This is a genomic window from uncultured Shewanella sp. (assembly GCF_947501665.1).
GTDB lineage: Bacteria > Pseudomonadota > Gammaproteobacteria > Enterobacterales > Shewanellaceae > Shewanella.
Map to the genome: position 1 here is coordinate 17,768 of NZ_CANMWS010000013.1, position 25,323 is coordinate 43,090.

23 protein-coding genes are annotated in these 25,323 nt (G+C 38.9%); 18 read left to right on the forward strand and 5 right to left on the reverse strand.

The genetic code is table 11. The features are described from left to right. Positions 1 to 275 precede the first annotated feature (275 nt). The 5 genes from Q0976_RS11310 (at position 276) to Q0976_RS11330 (ending at position 4,032) form a co-directional block, all read left to right on the forward strand. Complete coding sequence (locus Q0976_RS11310; protein ID WP_299493924.1) at positions 276 to 464, forward strand: hypothetical protein; 189 nt, start codon at positions 276 to 278, stop codon at positions 462 to 464. A gap of 140 nt (positions 465 to 604) precedes the next feature. Next, positions 605 to 1,168, forward strand: coding sequence for a hypothetical protein (locus Q0976_RS11315; RefSeq protein WP_299493925.1), 564 nt, complete (start codon positions 605 to 607; stop codon positions 1,166 to 1,168). An 89-nt stretch (positions 1,169 to 1,257) separates the two neighbouring features. Further along, the gene (locus Q0976_RS11320; protein WP_299493926.1) at positions 1,258 to 1,752 is read left to right on the forward strand and encodes a hypothetical protein; all 495 of its coding nucleotides are present in this window, start codon (positions 1,258 to 1,260) and stop codon (positions 1,750 to 1,752) included. Positions 1,753 to 1,832: 80 nt separating this feature from the next. Further along, positions 1,833 to 2,282 (forward strand): hypothetical protein, encoded by a 450-nt coding sequence (locus tag Q0976_RS11325; RefSeq protein ID WP_299493927.1) that lies wholly within the window; start codon positions 1,833 to 1,835, stop codon positions 2,280 to 2,282. 133 nt (positions 2,283 to 2,415) lie between these two features. After that, the gene (locus tag Q0976_RS11330) at positions 2,416 to 4,032 is read left to right on the forward strand and encodes a hypothetical protein (RefSeq protein WP_299493928.1); all 1,617 of its coding nucleotides are present in this window, start codon (positions 2,416 to 2,418) and stop codon (positions 4,030 to 4,032) included. 200 nt (positions 4,033 to 4,232) lie between these two features. Here the strand turns inward: Q0976_RS11330 and Q0976_RS11335 are convergent, their stop codons facing one another. The 4 genes from Q0976_RS11335 to Q0976_RS11350 all read right to left on the reverse strand — a co-directional run bounded on the left by Q0976_RS11335 (position 4,233) and on the right by Q0976_RS11350 (position 8,522). Beyond that, on the reverse strand, positions 4,233 to 4,586 hold the full coding sequence (locus tag Q0976_RS11335; protein WP_299493929.1) for a hypothetical protein: 354 nt from the start codon (positions 4,584 to 4,586) through the stop codon (positions 4,233 to 4,235). A gap of 406 nt (positions 4,587 to 4,992) precedes the next feature. Continuing rightward, positions 4,993 to 5,343, reverse strand: coding sequence for a hypothetical protein (locus Q0976_RS11340; RefSeq protein WP_299493930.1), 351 nt, complete (start codon positions 5,341 to 5,343; stop codon positions 4,993 to 4,995). Positions 5,344 to 5,768: 425 nt separating this feature from the next. After that, entirely contained in the window at positions 5,769 to 7,598 is a 1,830-nt protein-coding gene (gene glmS / locus Q0976_RS11345; RefSeq protein ID WP_299493931.1) for a glutamine--fructose-6-phosphate transaminase (isomerizing), read from the reverse strand. Between the two features lie 150 nt (positions 7,599 to 7,748). Further along, entirely contained in the window at positions 7,749 to 8,522 is a 774-nt protein-coding gene (locus Q0976_RS11350; protein ID WP_299493932.1) for a DeoR family transcriptional regulator, read from the reverse strand. Positions 8,523 to 8,800: 278 nt separating this feature from the next. Between Q0976_RS11350 and Q0976_RS11355 the strand changes: the two genes are divergently transcribed. Then, positions 8,801 to 9,223 carry a hypothetical protein gene (locus Q0976_RS11355; RefSeq protein WP_299493933.1) on the forward strand — a complete coding sequence of 141 codons (423 nt, stop codon included), beginning with the start codon at positions 8,801 to 8,803 and terminating at the stop codon, positions 9,221 to 9,223. 49 nt (positions 9,224 to 9,272) lie between these two features. Here the strand turns inward: Q0976_RS11355 and glmU are convergent, their stop codons facing one another. Continuing rightward, on the reverse strand, positions 9,273 to 10,643 hold the full coding sequence (glmU, locus tag Q0976_RS11360) for a bifunctional UDP-N-acetylglucosamine diphosphorylase/glucosamine-1-phosphate N-acetyltransferase GlmU (RefSeq protein ID WP_299493934.1): 1,371 nt from the start codon (positions 10,641 to 10,643) through the stop codon (positions 9,273 to 9,275). Positions 10,644 to 10,876: 233 nt separating this feature from the next. Here glmU and Q0976_RS11365 point away from each other — a divergent pair, with 233 nt between their 5' ends. The 12 genes from Q0976_RS11365 to Q0976_RS11420 all read left to right on the forward strand — a co-directional run bounded on the left by Q0976_RS11365 (position 10,877) and on the right by Q0976_RS11420 (position 25,269). Then, a complete protein-coding gene (locus Q0976_RS11365; RefSeq protein ID WP_299493935.1) occupies positions 10,877 to 13,141 on the forward strand; it encodes a winged helix-turn-helix domain-containing protein in 2,265 nt (754 codons plus the stop codon). A 130-nt stretch (positions 13,142 to 13,271) separates the two neighbouring features. Next, positions 13,272 to 13,433: a hypothetical protein gene (locus Q0976_RS11370; protein WP_299493936.1), complete on the forward strand. Its 162-nt coding sequence runs from the start codon at positions 13,272 to 13,274 to the stop codon at positions 13,431 to 13,433. A 19-nt stretch (positions 13,434 to 13,452) separates the two neighbouring features. Beyond that, the gene (locus Q0976_RS11375) at positions 13,453 to 14,079 is read left to right on the forward strand and encodes a LuxR family transcriptional regulator (protein WP_299493937.1); all 627 of its coding nucleotides are present in this window, start codon (positions 13,453 to 13,455) and stop codon (positions 14,077 to 14,079) included. 104 nt (positions 14,080 to 14,183) lie between these two features. After that, complete coding sequence (locus Q0976_RS11380) at positions 14,184 to 14,369, forward strand: hypothetical protein (RefSeq protein ID WP_299493938.1); 186 nt, start codon at positions 14,184 to 14,186, stop codon at positions 14,367 to 14,369. Between the two features lie 118 nt (positions 14,370 to 14,487). After that, the gene (locus Q0976_RS11385; protein ID WP_299493939.1) at positions 14,488 to 14,652 is read left to right on the forward strand and encodes a hypothetical protein; all 165 of its coding nucleotides are present in this window, start codon (positions 14,488 to 14,490) and stop codon (positions 14,650 to 14,652) included. Between the two features lie 196 nt (positions 14,653 to 14,848). Beyond that, on the forward strand, positions 14,849 to 15,880 hold the full coding sequence (locus Q0976_RS11390; protein ID WP_299493941.1) for a radical SAM protein: 1,032 nt from the start codon (positions 14,849 to 14,851) through the stop codon (positions 15,878 to 15,880). Between the two features lie 3 nt (positions 15,881 to 15,883). Continuing rightward, entirely contained in the window at positions 15,884 to 16,588 is a 705-nt protein-coding gene (locus Q0976_RS11395) for a hypothetical protein (RefSeq protein ID WP_299493942.1), read from the forward strand. After that, positions 16,575 to 18,677, forward strand: coding sequence for a peptidase domain-containing ABC transporter (locus tag Q0976_RS11400; protein ID WP_299493943.1), 2,103 nt, complete (start codon positions 16,575 to 16,577; stop codon positions 18,675 to 18,677). The genes Q0976_RS11395 and Q0976_RS11400 overlap by 14 nt, the downstream gene beginning before the upstream one ends. Before the next feature lie 9 nt (positions 18,678 to 18,686). Beyond that, positions 18,687 to 19,916, forward strand: coding sequence for an HlyD family efflux transporter periplasmic adaptor subunit (locus Q0976_RS11405; RefSeq protein ID WP_299493944.1), 1,230 nt, complete (start codon positions 18,687 to 18,689; stop codon positions 19,914 to 19,916). A 10-nt stretch (positions 19,917 to 19,926) separates the two neighbouring features. Continuing rightward, on the forward strand, positions 19,927 to 20,625 hold the full coding sequence (locus Q0976_RS11410) for an ABC transporter ATP-binding protein (RefSeq protein ID WP_299493945.1): 699 nt from the start codon (positions 19,927 to 19,929) through the stop codon (positions 20,623 to 20,625). Continuing rightward, positions 20,622 to 23,018: an ABC transporter permease gene (locus tag Q0976_RS11415; RefSeq protein WP_299493947.1), complete on the forward strand. Its 2,397-nt coding sequence runs from the start codon at positions 20,622 to 20,624 to the stop codon at positions 23,016 to 23,018. The genes Q0976_RS11410 and Q0976_RS11415 overlap by 4 nt, the downstream gene beginning before the upstream one ends. Continuing rightward, complete coding sequence (locus Q0976_RS11420; RefSeq protein WP_299493948.1) at positions 23,011 to 25,269, forward strand: prolyl oligopeptidase family serine peptidase; 2,259 nt, start codon at positions 23,011 to 23,013, stop codon at positions 25,267 to 25,269. Before Q0976_RS11415 ends, Q0976_RS11420 begins: the two co-directional genes overlap by 8 nt. Positions 25,270 to 25,323 lie beyond the last annotated feature (54 nt).

A 25,323-nucleotide genomic window follows, 5' to 3' on the forward strand; every position in this document is an offset into this window, starting at 1 on the left:
TAATTTCCTAAACAGCGAATAGAAAGCCCTCTTAGTGGCTTTCTATTTCTTCCTCTCTTTCTTTACTACAAGTCGCATGCTCTGCCATATTATAAAAAGTCCACAAATAGCGACAAAAATCATCACTAAAGTTTTACCTATCGCTAAATCAATATATCCCCATGATACTTGAAGATGCATGTTTTCAAAGCCTGTAAAAGTTCCTAATTCAAGGCGTATTCTTGTAAAAGAAAGGTGCAGAAATGCTTATTGCCGTTTAAGGTGATGCAACTTCGATGCAGGTGATTTTACAGATTCCCAAAGGGCAACCTCTTATCAGTAAAGAGGAAAGCCTTTATACAGCGTTACTAGACATTAGCGAAGAATCACTAAGCACGCTATTTAGCTTACCATCAATGATGATGGGAATGTCATTTATGCGTAAGCAATTAATGACCTTGTCTAAAGGGCTTTTAAACTCATAGGGCCTAATTTGAAGCGCTTCTTGTAAACAAGCTATTGTTATTGGTTATTACGGACTAAAATAAAGCATACAGACGGCTTTATCTGCACTCTCTGATGTGTCAGATAATGTAGAGCAATAGACAAACCTAAAGGTATTTATATGTATTTTTCCAAAAAACTTATATCCTCTTTTATTCGTATCATATATATAAATATCATTAGCTTGGGAATGCTCAATATATATCCTGCATACGCCGTGGATACAGATGTCTCTAACCAACTCAAACACCAATCAAAACTAGCGACTCTTTCAGAAGAAAAACCACTGATTAAGGGAATATCCATTGAGGGACGATATCATTGTACCAATATGCAAGGAGGACATTTAAGAAAGCTAAAAATTATTGAAGACGAAAAAATATCTCCAACAGAAGAAGGTTTTTATAGTTTCACCTTATATCTCACAGCTGGAAACAAACATGTATACAGCAACTCCACTGGTTATATGATTTTTGATACTAAGCGCCAAACAGCTTCAGGTTACATGAGAAATCAAGTCGATAGCCAAATTGAAGGTGTCGGTATTTTGTACTTCAAATTATCGAATAAAAATCAAGTCACTTTTGAAGCCTATTTTATCGATAAATCAGAAAACCGAGTAGGATCAAATTTATGTACTAAACAAATAGACAAACATATTCATCAACCTATGAATAAATCCTAGTAATAAAAACCTCAATAATTGATAATATCTTTACTAACTGGCTAAAATTAAGGTATTTTTATTACAACCAATATCAACAAGGTGTCGTAATGGGTTTTCATCATAACAAGAACTTACTCATCGCTTTATCCTTTAGCTTGTTTTACTCAAGTACGCTTTTTGCTAATAGCGAAAATTCCGTTAAGGATATTGTTGCTGGACAATATGTTTGTCAAGGTGTTAAAAATAAAATAAAACGAAAATTAACACTCATTGAAAACTTAAAACATCAAGATATTGATAAGCGTTTTTATACTTACAATGTCTATTTCTCTGGAAATGTGGATCAAGAGCTCGATTACGGAAAAAAAGTCTTTAGTAATGCTATCGGCTATATGATTGTTGATACACAAAAACTCTCTGCAGTCGGTTACCTGGAAAATCAAGTTGATAATCGCATTAGGGGGGCAGGTCTTATTGAGTTTGAAATACCGCAAAATAAGCCAGTTAACTTCAATGCTTACTTTATCGATAGATTCCAAGAAAAAATGGGCGCCGCTTATTGTGAAAAAATGGTCACACAACCCTCTAAAAAAGCACCATAAACTTATTTTACACAACTAAAATTGCACACTACACTCACTATAAAACGCCCCATTATCGTTATCATATAGTGAGTCAGCTTATGAACAATTGTAAATATAAAACTAAAAAACCATTTGCATTAACGTTATTGTTTAGTCTATTAGTTCTTTTCCTCGATGTTGCCAGTGCTACCACACAAAAAGTGCCACTGACCATTATCGAAGGTGATTACCTATGCCAGAATCTACTGAGAGGTTATAGCCCTCAATTGAGTATTAATCTCACACCTACTGTCACTCCTTATGAAAACCGCTTTTATATTTTTCAACTACTCTTTTCAGGAACCCCTCAATCCATGGGAAATTTAACAAAAGGATACATGCTATACGATGTTCAAACACATACCGCCATTAGTCATCTAGACAACAGAAAAAATCCTGGATTAACATATTTCACTTTTTCAAATGAAGGAGAAATTCACTTTATCACTTACTTTCTTGAGTCTGGTCTCAACAAAGTGGGAGAATATCAATGCACAAAAGCTAAATAACTTTCACGATTTATAAACTGAATCAAAGTAATAAATAACGAAATCAATATAAAAGAATACAAATTAACGATAACATCATAATAAATTCACATAACTCACCTACATTCCTCCACACTATTACTGGAGGGACGCCATGAAAATCAACATCAAAGGTCAATTATTACTTCTAACACTAACAGGGTGTATTGTTAGCTGTGACTCGAATACCAACAACTCTGCTGCTAATCATCCTCAAAATCAGCCTGCATTAGTCGAAATAGAGCAAAATACAGGGCGCTGGATCTATGGGGATATGCATATCCACTCAACAGCATCTGATGGCCATAACTTAATTACCACAGTATTAGACAGAGGCTTTAATGATTTTGGTTCAAGCTTTTTAATCAATACCGATCACAGTGGTTTTAATGCATATAAGCTTAATGACTCTTTATTTCGCATCACACGGACAGATGAGGAGATTATTAATCTAAAAGATGACATTGAACCTCATAGCCATGACTATGCTAAACAAGTTTACCCTAATGACAAAGCCTTAACGGAACGTAGTAAAATTATCAATACTCAGTACACGCACATTGAAAAATACCGCGACACTTTACTTAAAGGCCAATACTTATTTCAAGGAATGGAATGGACGATACCTTATACCAACGAACACGCTACCTTGTTAATTTTGGATAATGGCGAACAAGAAGCCTTAATTGATTTCCATAATCGATATGCTAAAGGTAACGCATTCGACAACGAAAAGACATTAGAATACAGCTTACAGGCTGTCATAGAACTAGATAATAACTTTAATGATCAAGCATTTTATATCTTTAATCACCCATCACGTAAACATAAAGTCACCATTGAAGATATTCGTCATTTTCACAATGCAGCCCCCCATACCTTTATTGGTATGGAAGGCGCACCGGGTCATCAACGCGATGTCCAAGCCCGAGGAAAATATGCACAAAATGCCCCTATAACATTAACTGATTATAATGATTACGGGATTGCCTATCACGGCCGCACCTATGGTGGATTTGATTATATGACGGCAAGACTCGGTGGGGTTTGGGATGCACTTTTAAGTGAAGGCAGGCAATTTTCAATTCTAAGCAGTAGTGATTTCCACAGTCTATATAATGATTTTTGGCCAAACGAATATGCTAAAACCTACTACTTTCTAGAAGAAGAAAGTGCAGCAGGGATTATTTCCGCCATTAAAAGTGGTAATAGCTTTGTGGTTCATGGCGATCTCATTTCAAGTCTGGATTTTAATGCCAGCACTTCTGGTATGACAGCTACAATGGGAGAGCAACTCAATATTACAAAAAATCAAGAAATAACAGTGACAATCAATACGACAATACCCGCATTTAATCACCACAAAGATGCACCAGATTTAGCGTTCATTGATGTTATTGCAGGAACAACCAGCACATTGAAAAACATACATGATAGTGACTTTAATAAACCTTTCGCAGATAACACCTACATCATTAAGAGCTTCACCAAAGGAGATAATCATTGGATTAATAATAACGGAGAAATAGCCCTGTCTTTTACTTTTACAGCCCCTGAAACAGGTATGTATCTCAGATTGCGCGGCAGTAATCATCCCAAAGGCACTCCAGGGTTTGTTGATAAACAAGGTAACCCCATTGTCGATACCGCCAAAACAGGCTTCACCAATACAGAAGAAATGGCTTGGAGCGATCTTTGGTTCTATTCAAACCCAATATATTTAACTCAATAAAATAACAATATATACATACTCAGCTGGAATGAAAAGTGATTTAGGCTAGGTGAATTGTTAAAAGCATAGCCATTCTACGGTAAGACAAACCAACAAGGTATAAATCACTTTTAAACCAGCGTTTTTAGGCGCTTCAATTGAGCGCTCTGAAACTATCATTTTATATTGATTTAGCTATATTATGAATAAAGAGAGTTTGTTCAACTCTCTTTATTTACCCCTAACTTACATACGCTAAAAAGGTGTTGCTCTAAAGTTACAAATGCTATTTTTTCTTCACTAATAGACACAACATCTAACTCACACAACATTGGCCCATTTATATATTTAATATCGAAACCTCCACCTTCTTTCAACACAACTTGAGTTCTCGATTTTTCAACAAAATTCAGCACATATTTCTCATTACTCTTTAGTGTCATCACGACTGATATCTTACAGTTTGCATTTCCCTTATACTTAAACAGTATCATTCCAATTTCTTTATTTGCAGGAACAGTAACATAACCATTGCCATCCACAACCGTTGCATCAACTTGACCAATATTAGTCATGCACCCTTCATTATCTAACTCTCCGACACTTAGTAGCTTTCCTGAAGCTCCGCCTATTAGTTTATAGTTTGTACCAAGGCCCTCCATTTTTATTAATGCAGTATCTCCAAATTGAGGCACTTTATATGAAGTAGAGCAGCCAGATATTATTGAAATAAGAACAAGTAAAGTGATTTTTTTAAACTGATAACAACCTACAACTCAGGCATTATAGATGCCTTAATGTTAAATATAATAAATTAAAAAATAGTTTGGTTTATGCAAAAAAAGCTTCTAATTAATTTTTAAGTAAGTGTAGGTATCTCCATTTTGCAAGCTTTGATATTTTAGTTTTTTATTAGATATTTCAATGATATTGTAAGAATCATAATGATACGCGTCACTTGGATCTGAAGAATAAAACTGTTCATCTGCAATCCAGCCACGATGAATAGTAAAATAAATTCCCCCCGAAACGCCCCCAAAATCCAAATTCTTTTTGGGTTGCCTGTAATACGCCACTGGAGTTGAATATTTTAAATTCAATAATATACTGACCATCTTCAAACCTTTTAATTATAGCTTCCCTAGAACCTCCATCTTTTGTTGCCTGTTTTGATAACCATTTACCTACAAATCCAATTCTTTGTGCAACCTTATCTTTGCTAAGACCCGGCTTTACTACTGAAATTTCATCATGCTCTCCCTTTAAGGTTTGATAATAAATCAACAAGAAAACCAATATAAAAAACATTAACAACCCGATTAATTTCTTCAATGATACAACCCACTAAAAAACAAAAACACATAATAACAAACAAAACAAAACAAATTAATTTAATCACTCTATTTTTATAACATATATCATTAACAAACTTATATTGGTTACCAACCTAACACCCTAGATAGTTAACCTAATGTCAGGTTAATTAAGGAAATGATGTATAGAAGATGTTCTATCACCGAAAGGGATTAAACTCATTTTTGTAAATGAGTCAAAAAACCTTCAAAAAAGAGGAACTATTTGAACCGATAAATAATGAATCATATTTATGCTTATAACTAAGATTAAACCAGTCAGTAAATATGTATAAACCTATATTTTATGAACTAAAAAGTCATAAAAAAAGATAATACATAATAAGAAGGGAGCCATTTCAAGCTCCCTTCTTAGTTAAACGGTATACGTCTCAGTCACAGACGCTACTCCACTGTCACCGATTTCGCCAAATTCCTTGGCTGATCCACATCGGTGCCTTTGATTAAAGCCACATGATATGACAATAACTGCAGCGGAATCGTGTAAATCAGCGGCGCCATGAATTCATCACAATGAGGCACAGGAATAACTTTCATGGTGTCATCTGACTCAAATTCCGCGTCCACATCGGCAAACACATACATTAAGCCGCCTCGAGCGCGCACTTCTTCCACATTCGATTTAAGCTTTTCTAATAGCTCATTATTTGGGGCCACCACAATCACAGGCATATCGGCATCAATTAACGCCAAAGGACCATGTTTTAGCTCACCTGACGCATACGCTTCAGCATGAATATAAGAAATCTCTTTCAGCTTTAACGCCCCTTCCATTGCAATGGGATATTGATCCCCACGCCCTAAAAAGAGTGCATGGTGTTTATCGGCAAAGTCTTCAGCAAGCGCAGCAATGGCATCATCTAGGCCTAATGCTTGCTCCACTTTTGCAGGCATAGAGAGCAAACTTTGGGTGATCTGAGTTTGCATTGTCTCGCTCATGCCATTATGACGACCAATGGCTGCGGTAAGCATTAATAAGCCAGCTAATTGCACCGTAAAGGCTTTCGTTGATGCGACGCCAATTTCGGCGCCCGCTTTCATCATATAAGCCATATCAGATTCACGCACTAATGACGACCCCGGCGCATTACAAATAGTCAAACTGGCTTTATAACCCATCTCTTTTGCAAGACGCAGCGCCGCTAAAGTATCGGCAGTTTCACCGGATTGAGAAATGGTGATCAATAAGCTATTAGGGAATAAATGTGACTTACGGTACCTAAACTCAGAGGCAATTTCGACATTACAAGACACACCGGCCCAATCTTCAAGCCAATAACGCGCCGCCATCCCCGCATGATAGCTGGTGCCACAGGCAATGATTTGTACATGCTTAATGTCTTTTAAAAAGTCAGCAGCATTTTCACCAAATGCGCTATCCAACACTTGACCCGCTGCAATACGGCCTTCTAAGGTATGGGCAATCGCTCTTGGCTGCTCATAAATTTCTTTAAGCATATAATGGCGATATTCACCTTTATCGCCCGCATCATGAGTCACTTCAGACTCTTTGACTTCACGTTCAACAGGTTCACCGTTCACATCAAAAATCATCACTCCACGGCGAGTGACTTCTGCCACATCCCCTTCTTCTAAAAAAGCGAATGAACGCGTGACCGGTAATAGCGCTAATTGATCAGATGCAACAAAGTTTTCACCGAGACCGAAACCTATCACCAATGGACTGCCAGAACGTGCAACGACCATGCGAGTCTCATCACGTCTATCGATAACGACAGTGCCATAAGCGCCTTCCAGCTGCTTAACACTGGCTTGAACCGCTTGTAATAAGGTTTCATGGGTTTTCAATTCATGATTCACTAAATGACAAATCACCTCTGTGTCGGTATCAGAGGTAAACTCATAACCTTCACTTTTAAGCATGTCTCGTAGCTTATTGTGATTTTCAATAATACCATTATGCACAACAGCGATGTTGCCTTCGCTTTGATGAGGATGTGCATTACGCTCACTAGGTTCACCATGTGTTGCCCAACGAGTGTGGGCAATACCTGTCCCACCCGCTAGAGGAGTAAGATCCAGTGCTGCCGTAAGCTCTTGTACTTTCCCCACTCGACGAGTACGCTTTAGCTCACCTCCATGTAGCACCGCCACACCTGCTGAATCATAACCACGATATTCTAGGCGTTTTAATCCCTCTACTAAAATTTCAGCCACATCCCTTTGCGCAACCGCGCCAACAATTCCACACATAATTTTTCCTAGCTTAATTAAGCATCATTTAAATTTTTTAGGGAAAAATATGGGCTATCAACTCATATTCTTCCTTCGTTTAATATTCTCTTACTGTCAATTTGTGACGTTACTCTGAAGCACTATTTTGCCACTTTACTGTAATTCACTTTATGTCAGAGTATAGGGAGCCAATAACACCCTCACACCTTGTTCTGTCATCGCCTCAACGACATCTTTTTCAATACGATCATCGGTGACTAAGACATCAATTTTGTCCCAAGATAATTCAGTATTTGGGATCCTACGACCCAACTTTTCAGATTCCAACATCACGACCACTTCACGAGAAACCTCTGCCATCACTTGGCTTAATCCCGTAAGTTCATTAAAAGTAGTCGTGCCTCGCTCAAGGCTAATACCGTCAGCGCCAATAAATAACTGATCAAAGTTATAAGAACGCAATACCTGTTCGGCCACTTGTCCTTGAAAAGACTCAGAATGGGGATCCCAAGTCCCTCCAGTCATAAGTAATGTAGGCTCGTTTTCCAATTCTCGAATCGCATTCGCAAGTTGCAACGAATTGGTCATCACCAATAAGCCACGCTTATCATTCAATAACGAAATCAGCCCTGCTGTCGTACTACCACTATCAATCAAAATACGATTATGATCTCGAATAAGCTTAGCGCTGGTTCTGGCTATAGATAATTTATTGGCTGATAACTTCGCGGTAAAAGGCGACGAAATGTCATTAGGTACAGTAATCGCACCGCCATAGCGCCTAAGCAATAATCCACTTTTTTCAAGCGTCGCTAAATCTTTTCGAATAGTCACTTCTGATGTATCAAAACAAGCAGATAACGACTCAACACTGACTTCACCTTGCTCATTGAGCAGACTGATAATGCTATGCCGCCGCTGTTGAGTATTTCGCTTATTCATCGCAATTGCTCATTATACGTTTCACTTAAGTTTCGATTCGAAAGATGCATTATAGTAAAACGAAACTTATTTGCCAATGAGTTTCAACCTATCGAGTAAAATTCAAAACTGAAACGCAAACACGATAAATTGATAGAAAACTAATATCATTATAAAAAACGACTACATTGGTCATTTTTTGATAGAAAATTATTTTTATGATATTCAGTCCAGCACTGCCTTTCTATTATTAATACATCAAAATACTCACTGAATATCGATTAGCTGGAGAATAAATTATGACAGGAATAGCATTAACTTCAGGCCAATTTTCAGGACAAAATAGAACAACAGGGCTCAGTCAGGAAGAAGTCGATAGACTTTTAAAAACTGAGAGTTATGCCAGTTTTGATAAGGCTTGGAAAACAACCAAAGACTGGTTTTGCGACACCAATAAAGCCAAAGCCAAAATTGCACTGCAAACATTAGTCAAAGCGAGTACTGAGTATCATCAATTTCATTCTTCATTAATAAAAGAAAAAAATTACTCTTTTTCAATTCAAGATGTTAAAGATGCTTTTGATAGCCTTAAGCAACTATCCGGTGTTTATGAAGAGCGATTCATACTCGAGTATAATCAACATACTCAAACAAACCAGTACATGGTTGAAGGTGGAGATAGAAGATTTTGTTTAACATTCCAAGCATTTGAAATGACTTAAATAGACAGACATAAGTAAGTTAATAAAAACTCACTTATGACTTAAAAAATCACACAGACTTAGGCTGCTTTATAGGGCGCTCCCAACCACTTAAATGACGTTGTTTAACACGAGTAATCACCAGTTCATTCTCATTCACATCCTTAGTAATGGTTGAACCAGCCCCTAAAGTGGCGTTTTTACCGATAGTGACAGGCGCCACTAATTGAGTATCACTGCCAACAAACACCCCATCTTCAATCACAGTTAAGTGCTTATTGGCACCATCGTAATTACACGTAATGGTTCCTGCACCTATGTTAACTCCAGCACCGATCTTGGCATCACCAATATACGCTAAATGCCCTGCTTTAGACCCTTCACCTAATACGGCTTTTTTCATTTCTACAAAATTACCAATATGGGCATCAGTTTTCAGTTCCGCGCCAGGGCGCAAACGCGCGAAAGGGCCGGCACTGGCTTTAATGCCGACTTTCGCCTTTTCAACAATGGAATAAGGTTTTATTACTGCGTTATCACCAATTTCACAGTCAATTAAAATAGCACCAGCACCAATCGTCACATTGTTACCTATTGTCACTGTTCCTTCAAAAACCACATTAACATCAATCATCACATCCATACCCACAGTGACATTACCACGAATATCAATACGGCTAGGATCCCGTAAGTTAGCGCCAGCAAGCATGAGTTTTTCCGCTTCTCTCATTTGATAAGCTCGCTCAAGTTGTGCTAATTGTACACGGTTATTTGCGCCTTCAACCTCAACGGCAGATTGCGGCTGCGCAGTCGCAATATCCACACAGTCACGACTGGCCATGGCAATAATATCCGTTAAATAATACTCACCTTGGGCATTATCACTGGATAAGTGGCTTAACCATATTTTGAGCTGCTTACCCGGTACCGCCATAATCCCTGTATTCACTTCTTGAATAAGCAGCTGCTCGGCATTGGCATCTTTTTGCTCAATAATGCCGACGACTTTCCCACCTTCACGCACGATACGGCCATAACCAGTGGGATCGGTTAAATTCACCGTTAAAATAGCCAGCCCACTTTCTGATTTTACCCCTAAGAGTGCATTCAAGGTAGAAGTTTGAATCAGCGGCACATCACCGTACAGAATAAGCACGGTATCATTATCACCGATATTATCATTGGCTTGCGCGACCGCATGACCTGTGCCTAATTGCTCCGCTTGTAATACCCAATTTAAGGCTTGTTCACCTAATGCAGCTTTTAATTTATCTGCACCATAACCATATACTAATTGAATGGCCTCACTGCCTAGAGACTTTGCCGTATCAATAACATGCTGAACCATACTCTTATGGGCAATAGGATGTAATACCTTAGGTAAATCAGAGCGCATACGAGTGCCCTTGCCTGCGGCAAGAATGACAACATTTAATGACATGAAAGGGTTCCTTTTATTTTAAGCGAATAAGCATTCAAAATTATAATTAATGCTTATGGTAACCTAACCATGGAAAGATTGAAAAATTATCCGCAACCATTAATCAGAAAACATTCAATTTAAATACCAATAATACATTGAACTTAAAGATAAAATATTCTTGAACAATAAATATAATCGTGTACTATCCCTATGTAAATAAATTGTAAATTACAACAAGAGAAGTAAGGGCTGTGATTGGAAAAGTACTGCTAGGGAAGCACATCTATGATACTCAAGATAGGTTTTTGTACCTAGATAATTCAATCGTTTCCATTGAGCCTAAGTTTATTGAGGTACTTGATTACTTACTCAACAATCACGATCGCTATATCACAGTGCAAGAGCTTCATGATAATGTATGGGCCAATCGAATCGTTTCTGATGCAACCGTCCGTAGAGTGATTAGCCGCCTCAGAAGTATTTTAGAAGCAGACACATCTAATCCGAGTATCATTAAATCTATTTCAAAACGCGGTTACCGGATTTATTTCAGCGCAGATAAACATTCAAGCAGCGTAATTGACACATCCCCCCTGACAACGCAGATGTCACAAACCACAAACAACACTGAGGGTAATCCCCCCTTAACTCCTTCTAATACACAAGAACAAGAACAAGAACAAGAACAAGAACAAAAAATAGCTGAAATAAAAGAAGTAACGCCTAAAAAGCATGACAAAAAACGCAGTTACTTACGCCTGTTGACTATTTCAATATTCATGCTTGTGCTTATGCTCTCACTCAAGCACTCGAATGGTGTTTACAACATCATTAAAGACAATCTTTACAGCCAAGCTCAAAATCATGAAATCAGTCATACTGCTAACTCCTCAATAAATGGCAGCGATCAAGTATTAACCGAAATATCTGAAATACAGCTCCCCATGAATGCGTATTTACTGGCTTTATCTAATGATAAAAAACTCATATTTTACCAAATATTAAATCCTGATAATCAATATGATACTTACCTTAAAGACCTCGAAAGCGGCAGAGCCATCAGCATAGAAAAACACTCAGCGCGAATAGACTATGCCGCCTTTACTCCAACTAACCAAGCTATTTTATTATCAAAGAACTCACTCTCAGCTAAAGGTACACTTGAAGTATGGAATATTGATGACGATTTACACTTGCAAAACAAACAAGTATTACTCGATAATATCAAAGGAGCAACAGCAATAGTTGCCATAAGTGACAATACCGCCTTAGCTGCATTAATAGACGAGACCGAAGCAGTAAAGAGCCTGTTTTATAAGCTAGGCTGGAATGGTTCAGGGATAGTCAATCAGCAACAAATTACCTTTAATCAAAACCACTACAATATCGACTATCTTGGTAGTTTATCGCACAATAGGAATTTATTGGCTTACATAAGAATTCATGAACTCGATTACCAGCAAGAAATTCATGTGCTCGATCTCGTCAGCAAAAAAATCATACTCAGAATGCCTAATAGTCGCTCACCTAAAGCGCTCACTTGGCTAGACGATGACAACCTACTATTTCTCACGGACTCTGAGCTAATGAAAATTAATATTCATAGCCAGAAAAAGGATATTTTACTGGCTAATAATCACAATAAATATAGAAAAGTATTTAGTAATCAAGAAAATATTTATCTTTACATACAAAAACCTCTAAACAAATATTATATCGAACTTGATTTATCAAAGGCCGCAAGATCACAGACGTTAGTAGACAGAAATCTAGAGTCAGTTTCATTAAACTATCGAGCTTATCAAACACAAGATTACTACGAAGTCATAAAAGTTAACGGCAGTTACAGCTTAACACAATGGCATAAAAATAAGCATACGGATGCAAGTATACTATTACAAAGCTTAGATAAAATCAGCTTGTTGCCACAGTCATCAACAGGGCAATTATTAATAAAACTAGGAGAGAGACTCACCTTATTTGACTTAAACAGCCATGAAATGAACTTTATCAGCTCCGAACAAGAAAATACTGGCGGCGCAGTGTTCTCAAACAATGGCATAGACGTACTTTATGCTAAGAAACATAATGGCGCTTGGGCTATTTTTGAATACACGGTAAGCAGTAAAACATCACGTTTGTTACTAAAAGGCTACAGAGACATAAAAAAAGCGGGAACAGGTTACGTTGTCGCATCTGCTGATGGGCGGTTATTTACACTTGATAGCTTAGAGAGTAAACCTCTTGCACTTAATGTGAGCTTATTTATGGATTTTGAGCCTAGCTGGTATGTCGATTTACCTTATCTTTATTGGCTAGATAGAGAAAATGGCCAGTTAAAAGTACTAGATATCACCACAGACTTAATTGAATCTATCGACTTAGGTCATCGTATCTCAGGTTATCAATTTAGTTACAAGCCACAGCAAAAAAAGTTTCTCTTTAAAGGTTTTTCTAATTTTAAAAGCACACTGAAACAGTATTCAAACATCATAAGTTCAGCTGCAATCGATTGAGAAATAGACACAAAAAAATTACACCCCAAACGACGAAAATAATAAAATAATCACATAACTTTTATTTTTTAATCGATGAATATTACTCAACATCGGGCTAACTCAATGCAAATGCAAAAAGGAAAGCCTGATGCCAAAGCTAACAACAAAAGTCATTAATCTAGCATCACAATTAGTCATAACCTCTTTATTATCTTTATCTACAATATCTATAGCTGCCGATAAAATAGAAGCTATAGATTCAGAATATCCAAAATCCTGCCCCCTTACCTCTAACTGTGAAGAAGATTAATCAAACAGAGTATTCTAGGATGAAATATTTACAATCTATTTTAAAGCACTTACAGCAGCAGGCTTGTATTGAGGGTTTACATACTTATCTCTGTACCTTGGCGCAGGATTTAAATTACGCGAGTTGTTATATTCATTTTAATTATAGTAGTCGCATCAACTTATTAAAAAAAGATATAGGCAATGCGAGCGACCAGTTAAAATATAATTTACAACACAATAATGATAAATTATATGGAGTTGATATGGATAATAGTTTTGTATTTAAATTCACTGCACCATTTGAAAACTGTTACGGTGTTAAAATAAACTCCCCCTTTGTGGCATACTTACTCATTGAGCCAAATAATATTACCACTGAATACCAAAAAGATGCACAGTTATTATTTTGGCAACTCTTACTTCCTGCCATAGAAAATTGCTTAATTAGGATAACAATCAACAGCAGAGATTTTCAATTAACTAAAAGAGAACGAGAATGTGTTCTATGGGCTGCGGCAAATAAGACCTCATGGGAAATTAGCCGCATACTTAATATCAGTGAAAGAACCGTCCATTTTCATATTCAAAATTGCTTACAAAAATCAGGGGCTAACAATCGCTCACATCTGATCCAACTATGTAAGGAATATAATCTAATACATTGAAATATATGAAGCAAACAAAAAAATTACAAAAACCTAAGCCTGATTTTATCGCCATTGAAAAATCACTTAGTCAATATTAGTAAAAAACAAGGATAGCAATGACTATGAATACCAAAAAATCAACCAATAATATTGTTCATGCCGTGCGCTCTGATGATGGCTTTATTGAAATTACTAGCATAGATGCACTCAATAAAATGGTGGGCGGCATGCTAGATCCTAATTCCATGTTTTGCCAGTTTGAGCAAGCTAAAATACCAACTCAAACCATTAAAAAACAAACGGCATAATATAGCCTGTTACAACTGACAGTTAACAGCAGTCAGTTTTTAATATTAAATGAACTCATCCACAACGGATTAAATTACTTACTCACTTTAATAAATAATAAATAAAAAGGAAATAACCATGACTGATAAATTAAAAAACATTAAAGAAAATGACATAAAACTTAATGAAGATGGAGCTGTAGAAATTAGTGATGAGCTGCAAGATGTAATCGCTGGTGGTGTGAACCCTGAAGCGCAAGAGCAAGAAGATGAATGTCTTAATATAGGCTGTCACGTAAATTAATCAAGCTGGCAGAGTCATAAGCTCTGCCAAAAAACAATATAGTTATAAATAATTTTCGATATTGTTTTTTATCATTTAAAAATACTAAACAACAAGTAAATTCTAAAACATTAATCCTAATAATATTGAAATCCATAGTAATGAGACAGTAGAAATTAATGGTGAGTTATAAAAATCCAATAAAAGGGTGCTATAGATGAATTTAATAAAAGGTTTTCAAACTAGTACAATTAGATCTGCTATAAAGCCAGAAATATTTCATTTGATTTTATTTCCTACAGAACAATGTAATTTCAGATGTGTTTATTGTTATGAAGACTTCGAAATTGGTGCTATGGAGCCATGGCTTATTCAAGCCATAAAGCAATTTTTAGATAACAAAATCCCCCAACTAAAAGTGTTAAGCTTAAGCTGGTTTGGTGGAGAGCCTTTACTGGCTAAAAATACTCTATTTGAGCTAGCTGAATATGCCTTTAAACTTGCCAAAAATAACAATGTAAAATTAAAAGGTGACCTCACTACCAATGGTTTGCTGCTGGATATCAAAACGCTTAAACGTCTAGCAGAGCTAAATCAAGCATCCTTTCAAATTTCAATTGATGGCGATGCAGAGCATCATGATACCACCAGAATAACTCGGACCGGCAAAGGCAGTTTCGATAAAATTTGGAATCGTTTGTTAGATGCATCCAATACAGATTTAGACTTCTTAATTAATTTACGTGTGCATGTTACCGCATTGAATCAAGCTAGTGTACATCATTTTTGCAAACGCTATGAGCAACACCTAAAACATGACAAACGCTTCAAGCTATTTTTTAAGGCTATTGAAGATTTAGGTGGTGAAAAACAAGAAAAACTCACCACACTTCTAGATGCTGGCAAACCCAGAGAGGTAGCTGCCGAGTTACAACAACAATATTCCCCAGTGCCAGATAAAGGAAATTATATTTGTTATGCCGCCAAACCGAACTCCTTAGCAATAAGGGCCAATGGCAATTTAAACAAGTGTACCGTGGCATTGAAAGATGATCATAATCACATAGGTAAAATCTTACCCAATGGCAGATTAGAAGTGGCTAACGAGAAGTTTTCAACTTGGCTCAGTGGTTTTGAAGGTTTAGATGCTTGGAAACTAGGCTGTCCACACAGCTTTTTTAAATCCCAACAAGCCAAGCTAAAAAAACAAGTCGATGACTTAAACATTCCCATTATCGAAGTGGCATAATTCATGTCTCAACTTAAACTTTTTCGTCAAGAAGCCCTAAAAAATCAATATAAATCGGCTGAATTCAGTGAAGTGGTAATAGAACCACCTAAGAGCATGGTGAAATCATTTTACCTGTTAGTTCTGGCGATAGTTTGCGCGCTGATTATTACCTGGTTTATTCCCATATCGGCAGAGAGATGGGTAGATATTAGGCTGCAAAATAGCAACTTTCAACCCTTGATGTCGGCCAATCCCAGCTTAATCGAACAACAATTAATCACTTCGGGAACATTAGTCAACAAGGGGCAAGCACTCGCTCAGGTAAGACAATTTAACGATCAATTCCCCCAGGGGCAAATTGAAACCTTATACGCGCCAACAAAAGGGAAATACTTTGCGGAGGCGCTTATTGGTACCACACATCCCCCTTTGCAACCTATAGGCCGTATATTAAAACCATCTAAAAATCATCGCTATGCCTTTACCAGCTCCAATTCATTGCCGAGCATTCACTTGGGGCAGCTCATCAAGATACAAATAAATAATGCTATTTTCACCGCTAAGGTCATTAGCCTTAGCACAGGTAAATATCAACATATTGGTATTCAATTTGACAGTCCGCCCGATACCCAGCTCTTTAGCCCCATGATGAACTTTAAATTACTCGTAGGGGAGAAACAGCGTAATATTTTTGCTTTAGTAAGGGGTAATAATGTCGCTCACTGATTATTTACACTTCTCTCAACAAAGATTACCTCTCTTTTTACAGAGTGAGGTTGCCGAATGTGGCATGGCATGCGTCGCTATGGTGGCTTGTTATCATGGTTATCAAACCAATATGCTAGCAATGAGAAAAAAATACCCTGCAGGCCTGCAAGGCATGACAGTGAAACAGATCATTGATGTGGCGGCAGATATTAGCTTAAACGCTAGGGTATTGAAACTAGACTTAGGTCAACTAGAACGCATTAAAAAACCCGCCATTATTCACTGGAACTTTAATCACTTTGTGACTCTCGTCTCTTGCAACAGCAGAGGCGTTGTCATTCATGATCCCGCCAAAGGCAAAATAAAGCTAGATTGGGAGCAAGTGTCACAATCTTTTACGGGCATAGCCATAGAGCTGACACCCACCTCAGATTTTGAACAGCAAGATGAACGAGTCAAAGTCCCTATATTGCAACTGGTGAGCAAAATCCATGGTTTAAAATGGATGATGGCTAAAATTTTTGCCGTTGCGCTAATATTACAGGCCCTTTTTTTAATCTCCCCTTATTATATTCGGCTAATTATCGATCAAGGGATACAACAAGAGCAGTCAGAATTACTCAGGTCTATTTTCTTAGGCTTTAGTTTATTACTCCTCTTTACTATCGCCGCTCAAGCAATACGATCCACTGTGATCCTATTCTTAGATAAAACCTTAGGCTTTCAAATAAAAGCCAATATTCAGCGGCATTTACTCCACCTACCTTTAAGTTTTTTTGAATCACGGCATGTCGGCGACATCAAATCACGTTTTGAGGCTTTTAATGAAGTACAACGCCTCATTAGCCGTGGCTTTATTACCGCCATTGTCGATGGTTTGCTCAGCATCACCACCTTAGCCATAATGTTTAACTACCAGCCACAATTAGCTTGGGTTTCTCTCGCTTTTTTAGGCATTCTTTATCTAGTTCGGTTTAAGTTAACCAATAAAGAAAATGATATTTTAGAACAGAATTTATCTACCTATGCCAAGGAGAACAGTCACTTTATTGAAACCGTGCGTGCCATGATGCCAATAAAGTGTTTTGCAAAAGAAAATGCTCGCCTTTCAAACTGGATGAATCTGTTTGCCGATTCCACCAATGCCAGTATTCAACGGGAAAAGATTGTCATTTTATCGGATCTTTTTTCTCAATTTATTAATAAAGCCGAATACTTAGTTATCGTCTTGCTCGGTGCGACATTGATCCTTGATAACCATATCTCTCTCGGTATGTTTATGGCTTTCTTGGCTTACAGGCAACAATTTGCCGATAGTACCCAATCTTTAGTTAATCACCTATTCCAATTTAGATTAGCCGGTACTTACCTCAGACGCATGTCAGATATTTTGATGCAAGAAACCGAGAGTTCGACATCCGGCGCAGTATTACTACAGCAACCAAAAGGTGCACTTGAGGCACGTAATATCCATTTTAGATACAGCAAGAATACACCTTGGCTTTATCGAGGGTTAAGTTTTTCTATTTCTGCGGGCGAATTTGTGGTGATCACAGGTCGTTCAGGGCTAGGTAAAACTACCTTATTAAAACTCATGATGGGGCTGATAAAACCCGAAGAGGGTGAGTTGTTAATCGATGGCGCCTCCATCGAGCAACTCGGGGTTAAGTCCTTTCGACAATTATGCGCCACAGTGATGCAGGATGATCAACTTTTAAATGGATCACTCATTGAAAACATCAGCTTTTTTGAAGCTAACGTCGATATTGAAAGAGTCAAGGAAGCCGCCATAGGCGCCGCTATCTGGGATGATATTCAGGCCATGCCGATGGGGTTACACAGCCAAGTCGGCGATTTAGGCAGTGCTCTCTCTGGCGGGCAAAAACAACGTATTTTATTGGCCAGAGCCCTCTATGCCCAGCCTAAAATTCTATTTTTAGATGAAGCTACCAGTCACCTCGACAGCGTTACAGAATCGAAAGTGAATCAATATTTAAAACAAAAACAGATCACTCGGATCACTGTGGCACATAGACAAGAAACCATTGCCAGTGCAGACAGAATCATTGACTTACACCAACTAAATAAACAGGAAATAGCCGCATAAGGATTAAAGATGATGATAAAAAAAGCAAAATGGATTTATACCAGTCTTGGCCTTGTCTCTGTCAGCTTATGTATTGCGGGTTGGGCGATAGGCTATTCTCAACCGAGACAATTTATTAATTCAGAGGAAATACAAATTACCGAAGTACGTAGCGGTACTTTTACCCAAAAAGTCGATGGCTATGGTCGTTTAGAATCAGTAAACCAAAGATTGATCAGCGCCAATGACTCAGCCATAGTGGATGCCATCCTACTTAAGCCTGGGGCCATTGTTACAACCGACACAGTAATATTAAAGCTCAAAAATCCAGATTTAAAACAGAAATTACAAACCACTAAGACAAAGCTGCAAAACGCCATTACCGATAGAAATAAACAGGACTTAATACAGCAGCGAGAAAAATTGGCACAAGAAGTATTATTGGCCGATGTCAACGCCGAGGCTGAACTTGCTACTCTTCAAGTTGAAGCTGAGACCACCCTAGCAAAAGCAGGTATAGTCTCAGCAATGGAATTTAAACGCAGCCAAGTGAAATCACGCCAACTAAAAAACCGTGAAAATCTCCTGCAACAACAAATCACTAAACTTACCCATGTGCATGAACAACAACTCAAACTCCTTGACGATGCCATCAATCAGGCGCGCTCTGACTTTGAATCAATACAGTTACAATTTGATAACTTAGAGGTCAAAGCTGGCCTCAATGGTGTATTGCAGCGACTTCCCGTGCGCTTAGGACAATCAGTCCAAGCCGGTACTGAACTGGCATTAGTCGGTAGCCTCACCCCTTTGATAGCGCAAATCAAGGTACCACAGCTACAAGTCGGTTTGATCAACGTGGGCGCTAAAGCGGATATAGACAGTCGACACGGCATTGTTACTGGCCAAGTGAGCCGTATCGATCCCGTAGTCGAAGATGGTGCCGTAATGATTGATATAGAGTTACCCGACAATCTCAACACCAACATAAAACCCATGCAAACCGTTGATGTCGTTATTTATGGGCAAGGTCGACAGAATGTACTGTACCTAGAGCAACCCAAGGGGATCTTTGCTGATAGCCAGGCCAGTATTTTCTTGATGCGGGATAATGTGTCTGCACAAAAAACTAATGTCACGTTTGGTAAGAGTGCCGACGGTTTAATTGAGATTAAAAAAGGATTAACTGCAGGCAATAAGGTCATTATTTCCGCACTTGATCTTTATCCTGATACCAAAAGTTTACAGATCATACGATAAGGAAAGACAAATGCAGACTCAAGTATTACAAATTGAAAACTTACAAAAATCTTTCGGCTCGGGTGAACAATGTCATCAGGTACTTAATGGGGTGTCTTTTTCAGTGTATGAAGGTGAATATATTGCCATCTGTGGGCCTTCAGGTTGTGGTAAATCAACTTTATTAAATATTCTATCCTTACTCGATACTGCCGATGCGGGTGAATACCGCATCGATGGCCAAAACATTTCAGATCTAAACAGTGAACAGAGAGCACAAATGCGTAGTCGGCGTATTGGCATTGTTTTTCAATCATTTAACCTGATTGACGAATTAAGCATAGCCGAGAATGTTGCCCTACCTTTACGCTATCAGGGGATGAATAGAAATAAGCGCATCGCAAGAGCACGAGAGTGCTTAGATAAAGTCGGCCTCAATGACAAAGCCGAGTTTTATCCGAATCAACTCTCCGGTGGGCAACAGCAAAGAGTTTCTATCGCCCGTGCCTTAGCCGCTGATTCCGGCGTTTTATTGGTTGATGAACCCACGGGTAACCTAGATTCAATCAATGGCGATGCGGTAATGGCCTTGCTCAGTGAACTCAATCGCCAAGGTACCACCATATGCCTAGTGACTCATGATCCCCGTTATGCGGATCAGGCGCAGCGTAAGATCCACTTGCTCGATGGTAAGGTAGTGCAAGAAAAAGTGGTGGAGGTGGCAGCATGAGGTTAAAAGAAGTACTGCAGCCCATTGCAAAAGGTAAACATTATTACCTTACGGTTATTGGTAGTTTAAGTTTAATGCTGGCTATGGTATTTAGCGTCTTCAGCTTGATGTCACTCGTCTATTGGCAAGCTCTACCTTATGATGAGAGTGACAAGCTCTATTGGTTCGAAGGTACCTTAGAACATCAAGGTGCACAAGCCCCTGTGGCTAATCATAGAAATTTAGATTTTGTTCGCGCCAATTCAAATAGCATTTCGGGCTTAGGCGCCTACTATTCCTGGTCTAAATATAAGTTAACAGGACTCCTTTCTCGCCCTGATGTGCCCGTGATTATGGCGAGCCATGAGTTATTTGATATTTTGGGCACTCGTGCCTTTATGGGCCGCTTATTTAGTGCTACAGAAGCTTCGGGGAATCGTCAGCCTTCGGCCATATTAAGTTATGAGGTTTGGCAGACACAATTTAATGCCGATCCTGAGATCATTGGCAAGAAGACTATGCTCAATCAACGTAGCTTTACCATTATAGGTGTGACTCAACCCGACTTAGTCTTACCACAATCAACCGAAGCAGTCAAAGCTATTTGGCTTCCCTTCGATATGGATGAGCTATTCAACCCTAAGACATTCGGTGGTTATGCAGGTGGATTAAAGGCGGTTATTCGTTTAAAAGAGGGACAAGAACTTGCTATAGCTGAACAAGAGCTTGCCCGTTTAATGACGCAAGCCGCAGAAATACACACACCAAGTACGGTAAAAAACAGCCCTGTTGGTGTGCGCATCACCCCTTTCTTAAAAGCGGTACAGGGAGATAGTGGTAAGCTAGTATTTATGTTATTAGGTGGCGTTCTGCTGCTCACCTTGATTGGTATTATCAACTTGAGCAGCTTGCAATTAGCCAGAGCCGTTGGCCGAACACAGCAAAAGGCCATAGCGGCCGCCTTTGGTGCCAGTCGTCGTCAATTATTTTTAGATATAGTTAAGCATAATCTCGCCACTGTATCTGTCGCAACTGGCATTGCCTTAATACTGACCTTTTCCGCTTTTGGCTTGATCAGTGAATTGGCAGCCGATAGTATACCTCGTCTAAATGAATTGAGCCTCAACCTACCAGTGTTAATGCTTGTCATATTAACCGCCGCACTGCTAGTTTTAGTCTTTAGTTGGGCAGAATTAGGCAGTATCGATTACTATCACCTACAAAAAAGCTTACAATGCAGCGGTAAAGGCACAGGCAAACAAATTAGCACAGGTATCAGCCATAGCTTAATTGGCTTACAACTTGGGTTATCTCTCTTTACTTTGGTTGCCTGTAGCCAAGTCATGCATCAAACCCTCTCCGAGGCTTGGCGCCCCACAGGGATCAACACAGAGTCACTCGCCACACTGACATTAAATTTAGCTGAAATAGCCTCGAAAGAAGAGCGTAATAATTTATATCGCAGCGTGATTAGCGAACTCACCGCATTAGATGAAATCATCGATATCAGTTATAGTTCAGAAGCCAGATTACCCGCCGAGCTTAACTATAGTGGCATTAAAAATTCCAAAGGTGAGTTAGTAGCCTCAGCACGTATTATCCAACAAGATCTTAAACAACTCGATTTTTATGGATTAAGTGTTGAAGGTGAACCTTTTACTGAGGCTGACATCGATAGTTCAGCCCCCGTCGCCTTAATCAACGAACGTTTGGCCTCACGGCTACCCAAACCCATCACGGCACAAAAAATTAGCTTTGAGTTTGATAGCACGCTTTATCAAGTCAAAGGTGTGGTGGCAAATACCTATTTTCCTGGTGACTCACAGAAAGAAGTCGCAGAGGTTTATTTATCTAGACCCTATAAGAGCACAAGGAGTGCGGTATTATTACTGCAACTTGATCCAAATTTACGGCCTCCGTCTTTGGCACAAGTCTACGCTTTAATATCCAATGTTCACCCCAAGTTAGACATTATTACTTATAGCCAAGTGACAGATGACTTTCACGAAATAAGTAGTCAATCACGATTCGCCGCAATTATCGCTTCGATATTGGCAGCTTGCTCTTTGGTAATGATAACAGCGGGTATCTTCGGTATTGTGAGCTATTTAGTGAAAATGAAGCAATATGATCTCGGTGTTCATTTAGCCTTTGGTGCTAGCCTCAAAGGTTTGTTGAAATCACAGCTGCTACAACTTACCCAACCCATTTTAGCCAGCCTGATCTTATCGACATCAATCATCTTTTTCATCACAGGCTATGTTCGCACTCAGCCAGAACTTATCTTTAGCCTGAATTGGTCATTATCTGCCTTAGTCATTGGCATTATTTTAATACTGGCTTCCCTCGCTTGTTTTATTCCATTACGAAAAGTCATCCAAGCTAACCCCATTAAGGCACTTCACAATGACTAAACAGCTGGTGTTATTTTTTGGCCTAATACTGGCTTCTTACTATATTCAAGCAGAGGCTTGGCAGGAGGCCCTACTTGATATACCACAACAACAAACAATATTAGTCGCACCAACTAAGAACAAGCTATTGTTATTAGCGCCTGAAAAATATCCGAATTTACCCGAGGCAACACACTATTTATTAGGGGGGAGTTATCATAATGATTGGTATTTAGATTTTGATGATAGTTTTTATCGATCCGCTACCCTGATTGACTTATCAATCCCCATTCAGCAACAAGAGATTGCACTACCAGGGCTAGCACTTGAAATTAAATTTTCACCTGATGCCAGCTATTTAGCCGCCGTAATATTAACAGGCAAGCAACTAACATTATGGCGATACGATATTGCAACGGCATCTTGGCACCCTTGGTCAGATTTAACCATTAATGGGATCACTAAACAGGCCAGCCTGATATGGTCAGCCGATAGCCAAAGTGTTATCGTGAGGAGTCTCAGCAGCAGTAAAAAAAACACATTAAAACAAAAGGCGGCTCAGCTAAGAAGCGCCCAAAATGTACAACAAGGTCGGCTTTATCGCGACTTACTTAATACACCCGATAAAAAAGCCCTGTTCACGCACCATTGGCAGCAAACATTAATCAAGCTCAGCCTAAGTGGCGTGCAAACTCCACTATGGTCGGGTCTTGTGGAAAACTTTAGCCTATCTCCTCAGGGAGATTATCTATTAATCACAGCACTAGATGACAACTTATCTGCTTCTCTCACCCTCGCTAGACAAGCAAGGCGCTATTATGTCATCGACATGAAAAACCAGCAGACTTTAACCCCGATCCCAGATTTAAAATCAAGAACCAACAGCCTTGATAAGGCAGCCTTGGGGTCAAGGCTAGTGCAATGGTTACCTCAAAAAAAGGCGACCTTGGCCTGGATTAATGCGTTAAACGAAAAATCACCTACAAACGATCGTCCTGTGGATGAATACCGACAATTAGCCGCTCCTTTTGATACAGAGGCAGAAACTAAGGCACAATTCAATTGGCGAGTTTACCAATGGGAGCAAGCTCAAAATGGCCAAATGCTAGTGGCGACTTGGATAGCGAAAAGTCATCAACTCAAATGGACACTATTTGGCTCTGATTTTTCCGAAAATATCCCCCTGAGTCTTTACGATTATAAGGTACCGAGTCAAGATCCTGGTAATCCTGTGGTAGATCATTTGCCCGATGGACGCCGGTTGTTGAAAATGGATAGCAAGCATCAAGTTTGGTTTTTCAAACCCGCTAAAACCTCGTGGCAATATGCCTCTATGACAGCAAAACTGACGGAACTTGATCGCAATATTGATTGGGATGTTTTATATCGCCCTAACCTAAATGACTTAAGCTCCTTTTTAGCCATTTCAACCGATGAAGATGATCTCAATCGCTATTGGTGGGTGACACATGAAAATGAAACGCCGCTATCTCATTGGGGGGAACTCAATGAATTTAATATGAGTGCTTATAAAAATATACAGTTAAAGGGTAATAATGGGCTAACAGGGCAAGTTTACCTCCCCAATAAAGGGAAGGCACCTTGGCCTGTGTTAATCTGGCTTTATCCCGATCCAAAATATCAGCCTCAGCCAGCCAAATTTTCCGCAATGAGTCCTTATGTTGCCCTGAAAAACTGTATAGCCGTACTCGATATGACAGGGCAAGAGACTATGCCTAGTCACGTGATAGATCAAAAGTCATACCTTAAAGCCATGACTCATAAATCAGAGCAACTTTATAACTTAATTAAACAATCACCCATGCTTGATGCTGATAACATTGCATTAATGGGGCATTCATTCGGTGCAAATGCCGTGGTATCGACCTTAGCAGCATCTAATAAGTTTAAGACTGGTATTGCTCGCAGTGGGGCCTATAACCGTACATTGACACCACTCGGTTTTCAGTCAGAAAAGCGTACCTTGTGGGAAGAGAGCGATAACTACTTAGCACAATCGCCTTTTTTGCTAGCCGATAAAATAACGAAGCCCTTATTATTGATACATGGTGAAGCAGATCAAAACCCCGGTACCATGCCCTTACAATCAGAACAATTATTTAACGCCTTAGAATATCACAATAGTCCAGCTCAACTGTTAATGCTACCCAACGAAGGACATCAATATAAACAGCGAAAAAACCTAAAAACATTATTAAAGGTTCAGTCGGATTGGCTAAAAGAGAACTTACTCACAGACTGCCATAACTAAATACCAAACTGGATAAAGGCCACGTTATAGTGGCCTACTACCACACTCTCAAAG

What these genes read in the sequence shown, in the direction of transcription:
- Q0976_RS11310 (WP_299493924.1), top strand. Translation starts at nt 276, where the DNA reads ATGCAGGTGATTTTACAGATTCCCAAAGGGCAACCTCTTATCAGTAAA.
- Q0976_RS11315 (WP_299493925.1), top strand. Translation starts at nt 605, where the DNA reads ATGTATTTTTCCAAAAAACTTATATCCTCTTTTATTCGTATCATATAT.
- Q0976_RS11320 (WP_299493926.1), top strand. Translation starts at nt 1,258, where the DNA reads ATGGGTTTTCATCATAACAAGAACTTACTCATCGCTTTATCCTTTAGC.
- Q0976_RS11325 (WP_299493927.1), top strand. Translation starts at nt 1,833, where the DNA reads ATGAACAATTGTAAATATAAAACTAAAAAACCATTTGCATTAACGTTA.
- Q0976_RS11330 (WP_299493928.1), top strand. Translation starts at nt 2,416, where the DNA reads ATGAAAATCAACATCAAAGGTCAATTATTACTTCTAACACTAACAGGG.
- Q0976_RS11335 (WP_299493929.1), bottom strand. Translation starts at nt 4,586, where the DNA reads ATGACTAATATTGGTCAAGTTGATGCAACGGTTGTGGATGGCAATGGT.
- glmS (WP_299493931.1), bottom strand. Translation starts at nt 7,598, where the DNA reads ATGTGTGGAATTGTTGGCGCGGTTGCGCAAAGGGATGTGGCTGAAATT.
- Q0976_RS11350 (WP_299493932.1), bottom strand. Translation starts at nt 8,522, where the DNA reads ATGAATAAGCGAAATACTCAACAGCGGCGGCATAGCATTATCAGTCTG.
- Q0976_RS11355 (WP_299493933.1), top strand. Translation starts at nt 8,801, where the DNA reads ATGACAGGAATAGCATTAACTTCAGGCCAATTTTCAGGACAAAATAGA.
- glmU (WP_299493934.1), bottom strand. Translation starts at nt 10,643, where the DNA reads ATGTCATTAAATGTTGTCATTCTTGCCGCAGGCAAGGGCACTCGTATG.
- Q0976_RS11370 (WP_299493936.1), top strand. Translation starts at nt 13,272, where the DNA reads ATGCCAAAGCTAACAACAAAAGTCATTAATCTAGCATCACAATTAGTC.
- Q0976_RS11375 (WP_299493937.1), top strand. Translation starts at nt 13,453, where the DNA reads ATGAAATATTTACAATCTATTTTAAAGCACTTACAGCAGCAGGCTTGT.
- Q0976_RS11380 (WP_299493938.1), top strand. Translation starts at nt 14,184, where the DNA reads ATGAATACCAAAAAATCAACCAATAATATTGTTCATGCCGTGCGCTCT.
- Q0976_RS11385 (WP_299493939.1), top strand. Translation starts at nt 14,488, where the DNA reads ATGACTGATAAATTAAAAAACATTAAAGAAAATGACATAAAACTTAAT.
- Q0976_RS11390 (WP_299493941.1), top strand. Translation starts at nt 14,849, where the DNA reads ATGAATTTAATAAAAGGTTTTCAAACTAGTACAATTAGATCTGCTATA.
- Q0976_RS11395 (WP_299493942.1), top strand. Translation starts at nt 15,884, where the DNA reads ATGTCTCAACTTAAACTTTTTCGTCAAGAAGCCCTAAAAAATCAATAT.
- Q0976_RS11400 (WP_299493943.1), top strand. Translation starts at nt 16,575, where the DNA reads ATGTCGCTCACTGATTATTTACACTTCTCTCAACAAAGATTACCTCTC.
- Q0976_RS11405 (WP_299493944.1), top strand. Translation starts at nt 18,687, where the DNA reads ATGATGATAAAAAAAGCAAAATGGATTTATACCAGTCTTGGCCTTGTC.
- Q0976_RS11410 (WP_299493945.1), top strand. Translation starts at nt 19,927, where the DNA reads ATGCAGACTCAAGTATTACAAATTGAAAACTTACAAAAATCTTTCGGC.
- Q0976_RS11415 (WP_299493947.1), top strand. Translation starts at nt 20,622, where the DNA reads ATGAGGTTAAAAGAAGTACTGCAGCCCATTGCAAAAGGTAAACATTAT.
- Q0976_RS11420 (WP_299493948.1), top strand. Translation starts at nt 23,011, where the DNA reads ATGACTAAACAGCTGGTGTTATTTTTTGGCCTAATACTGGCTTCTTAC.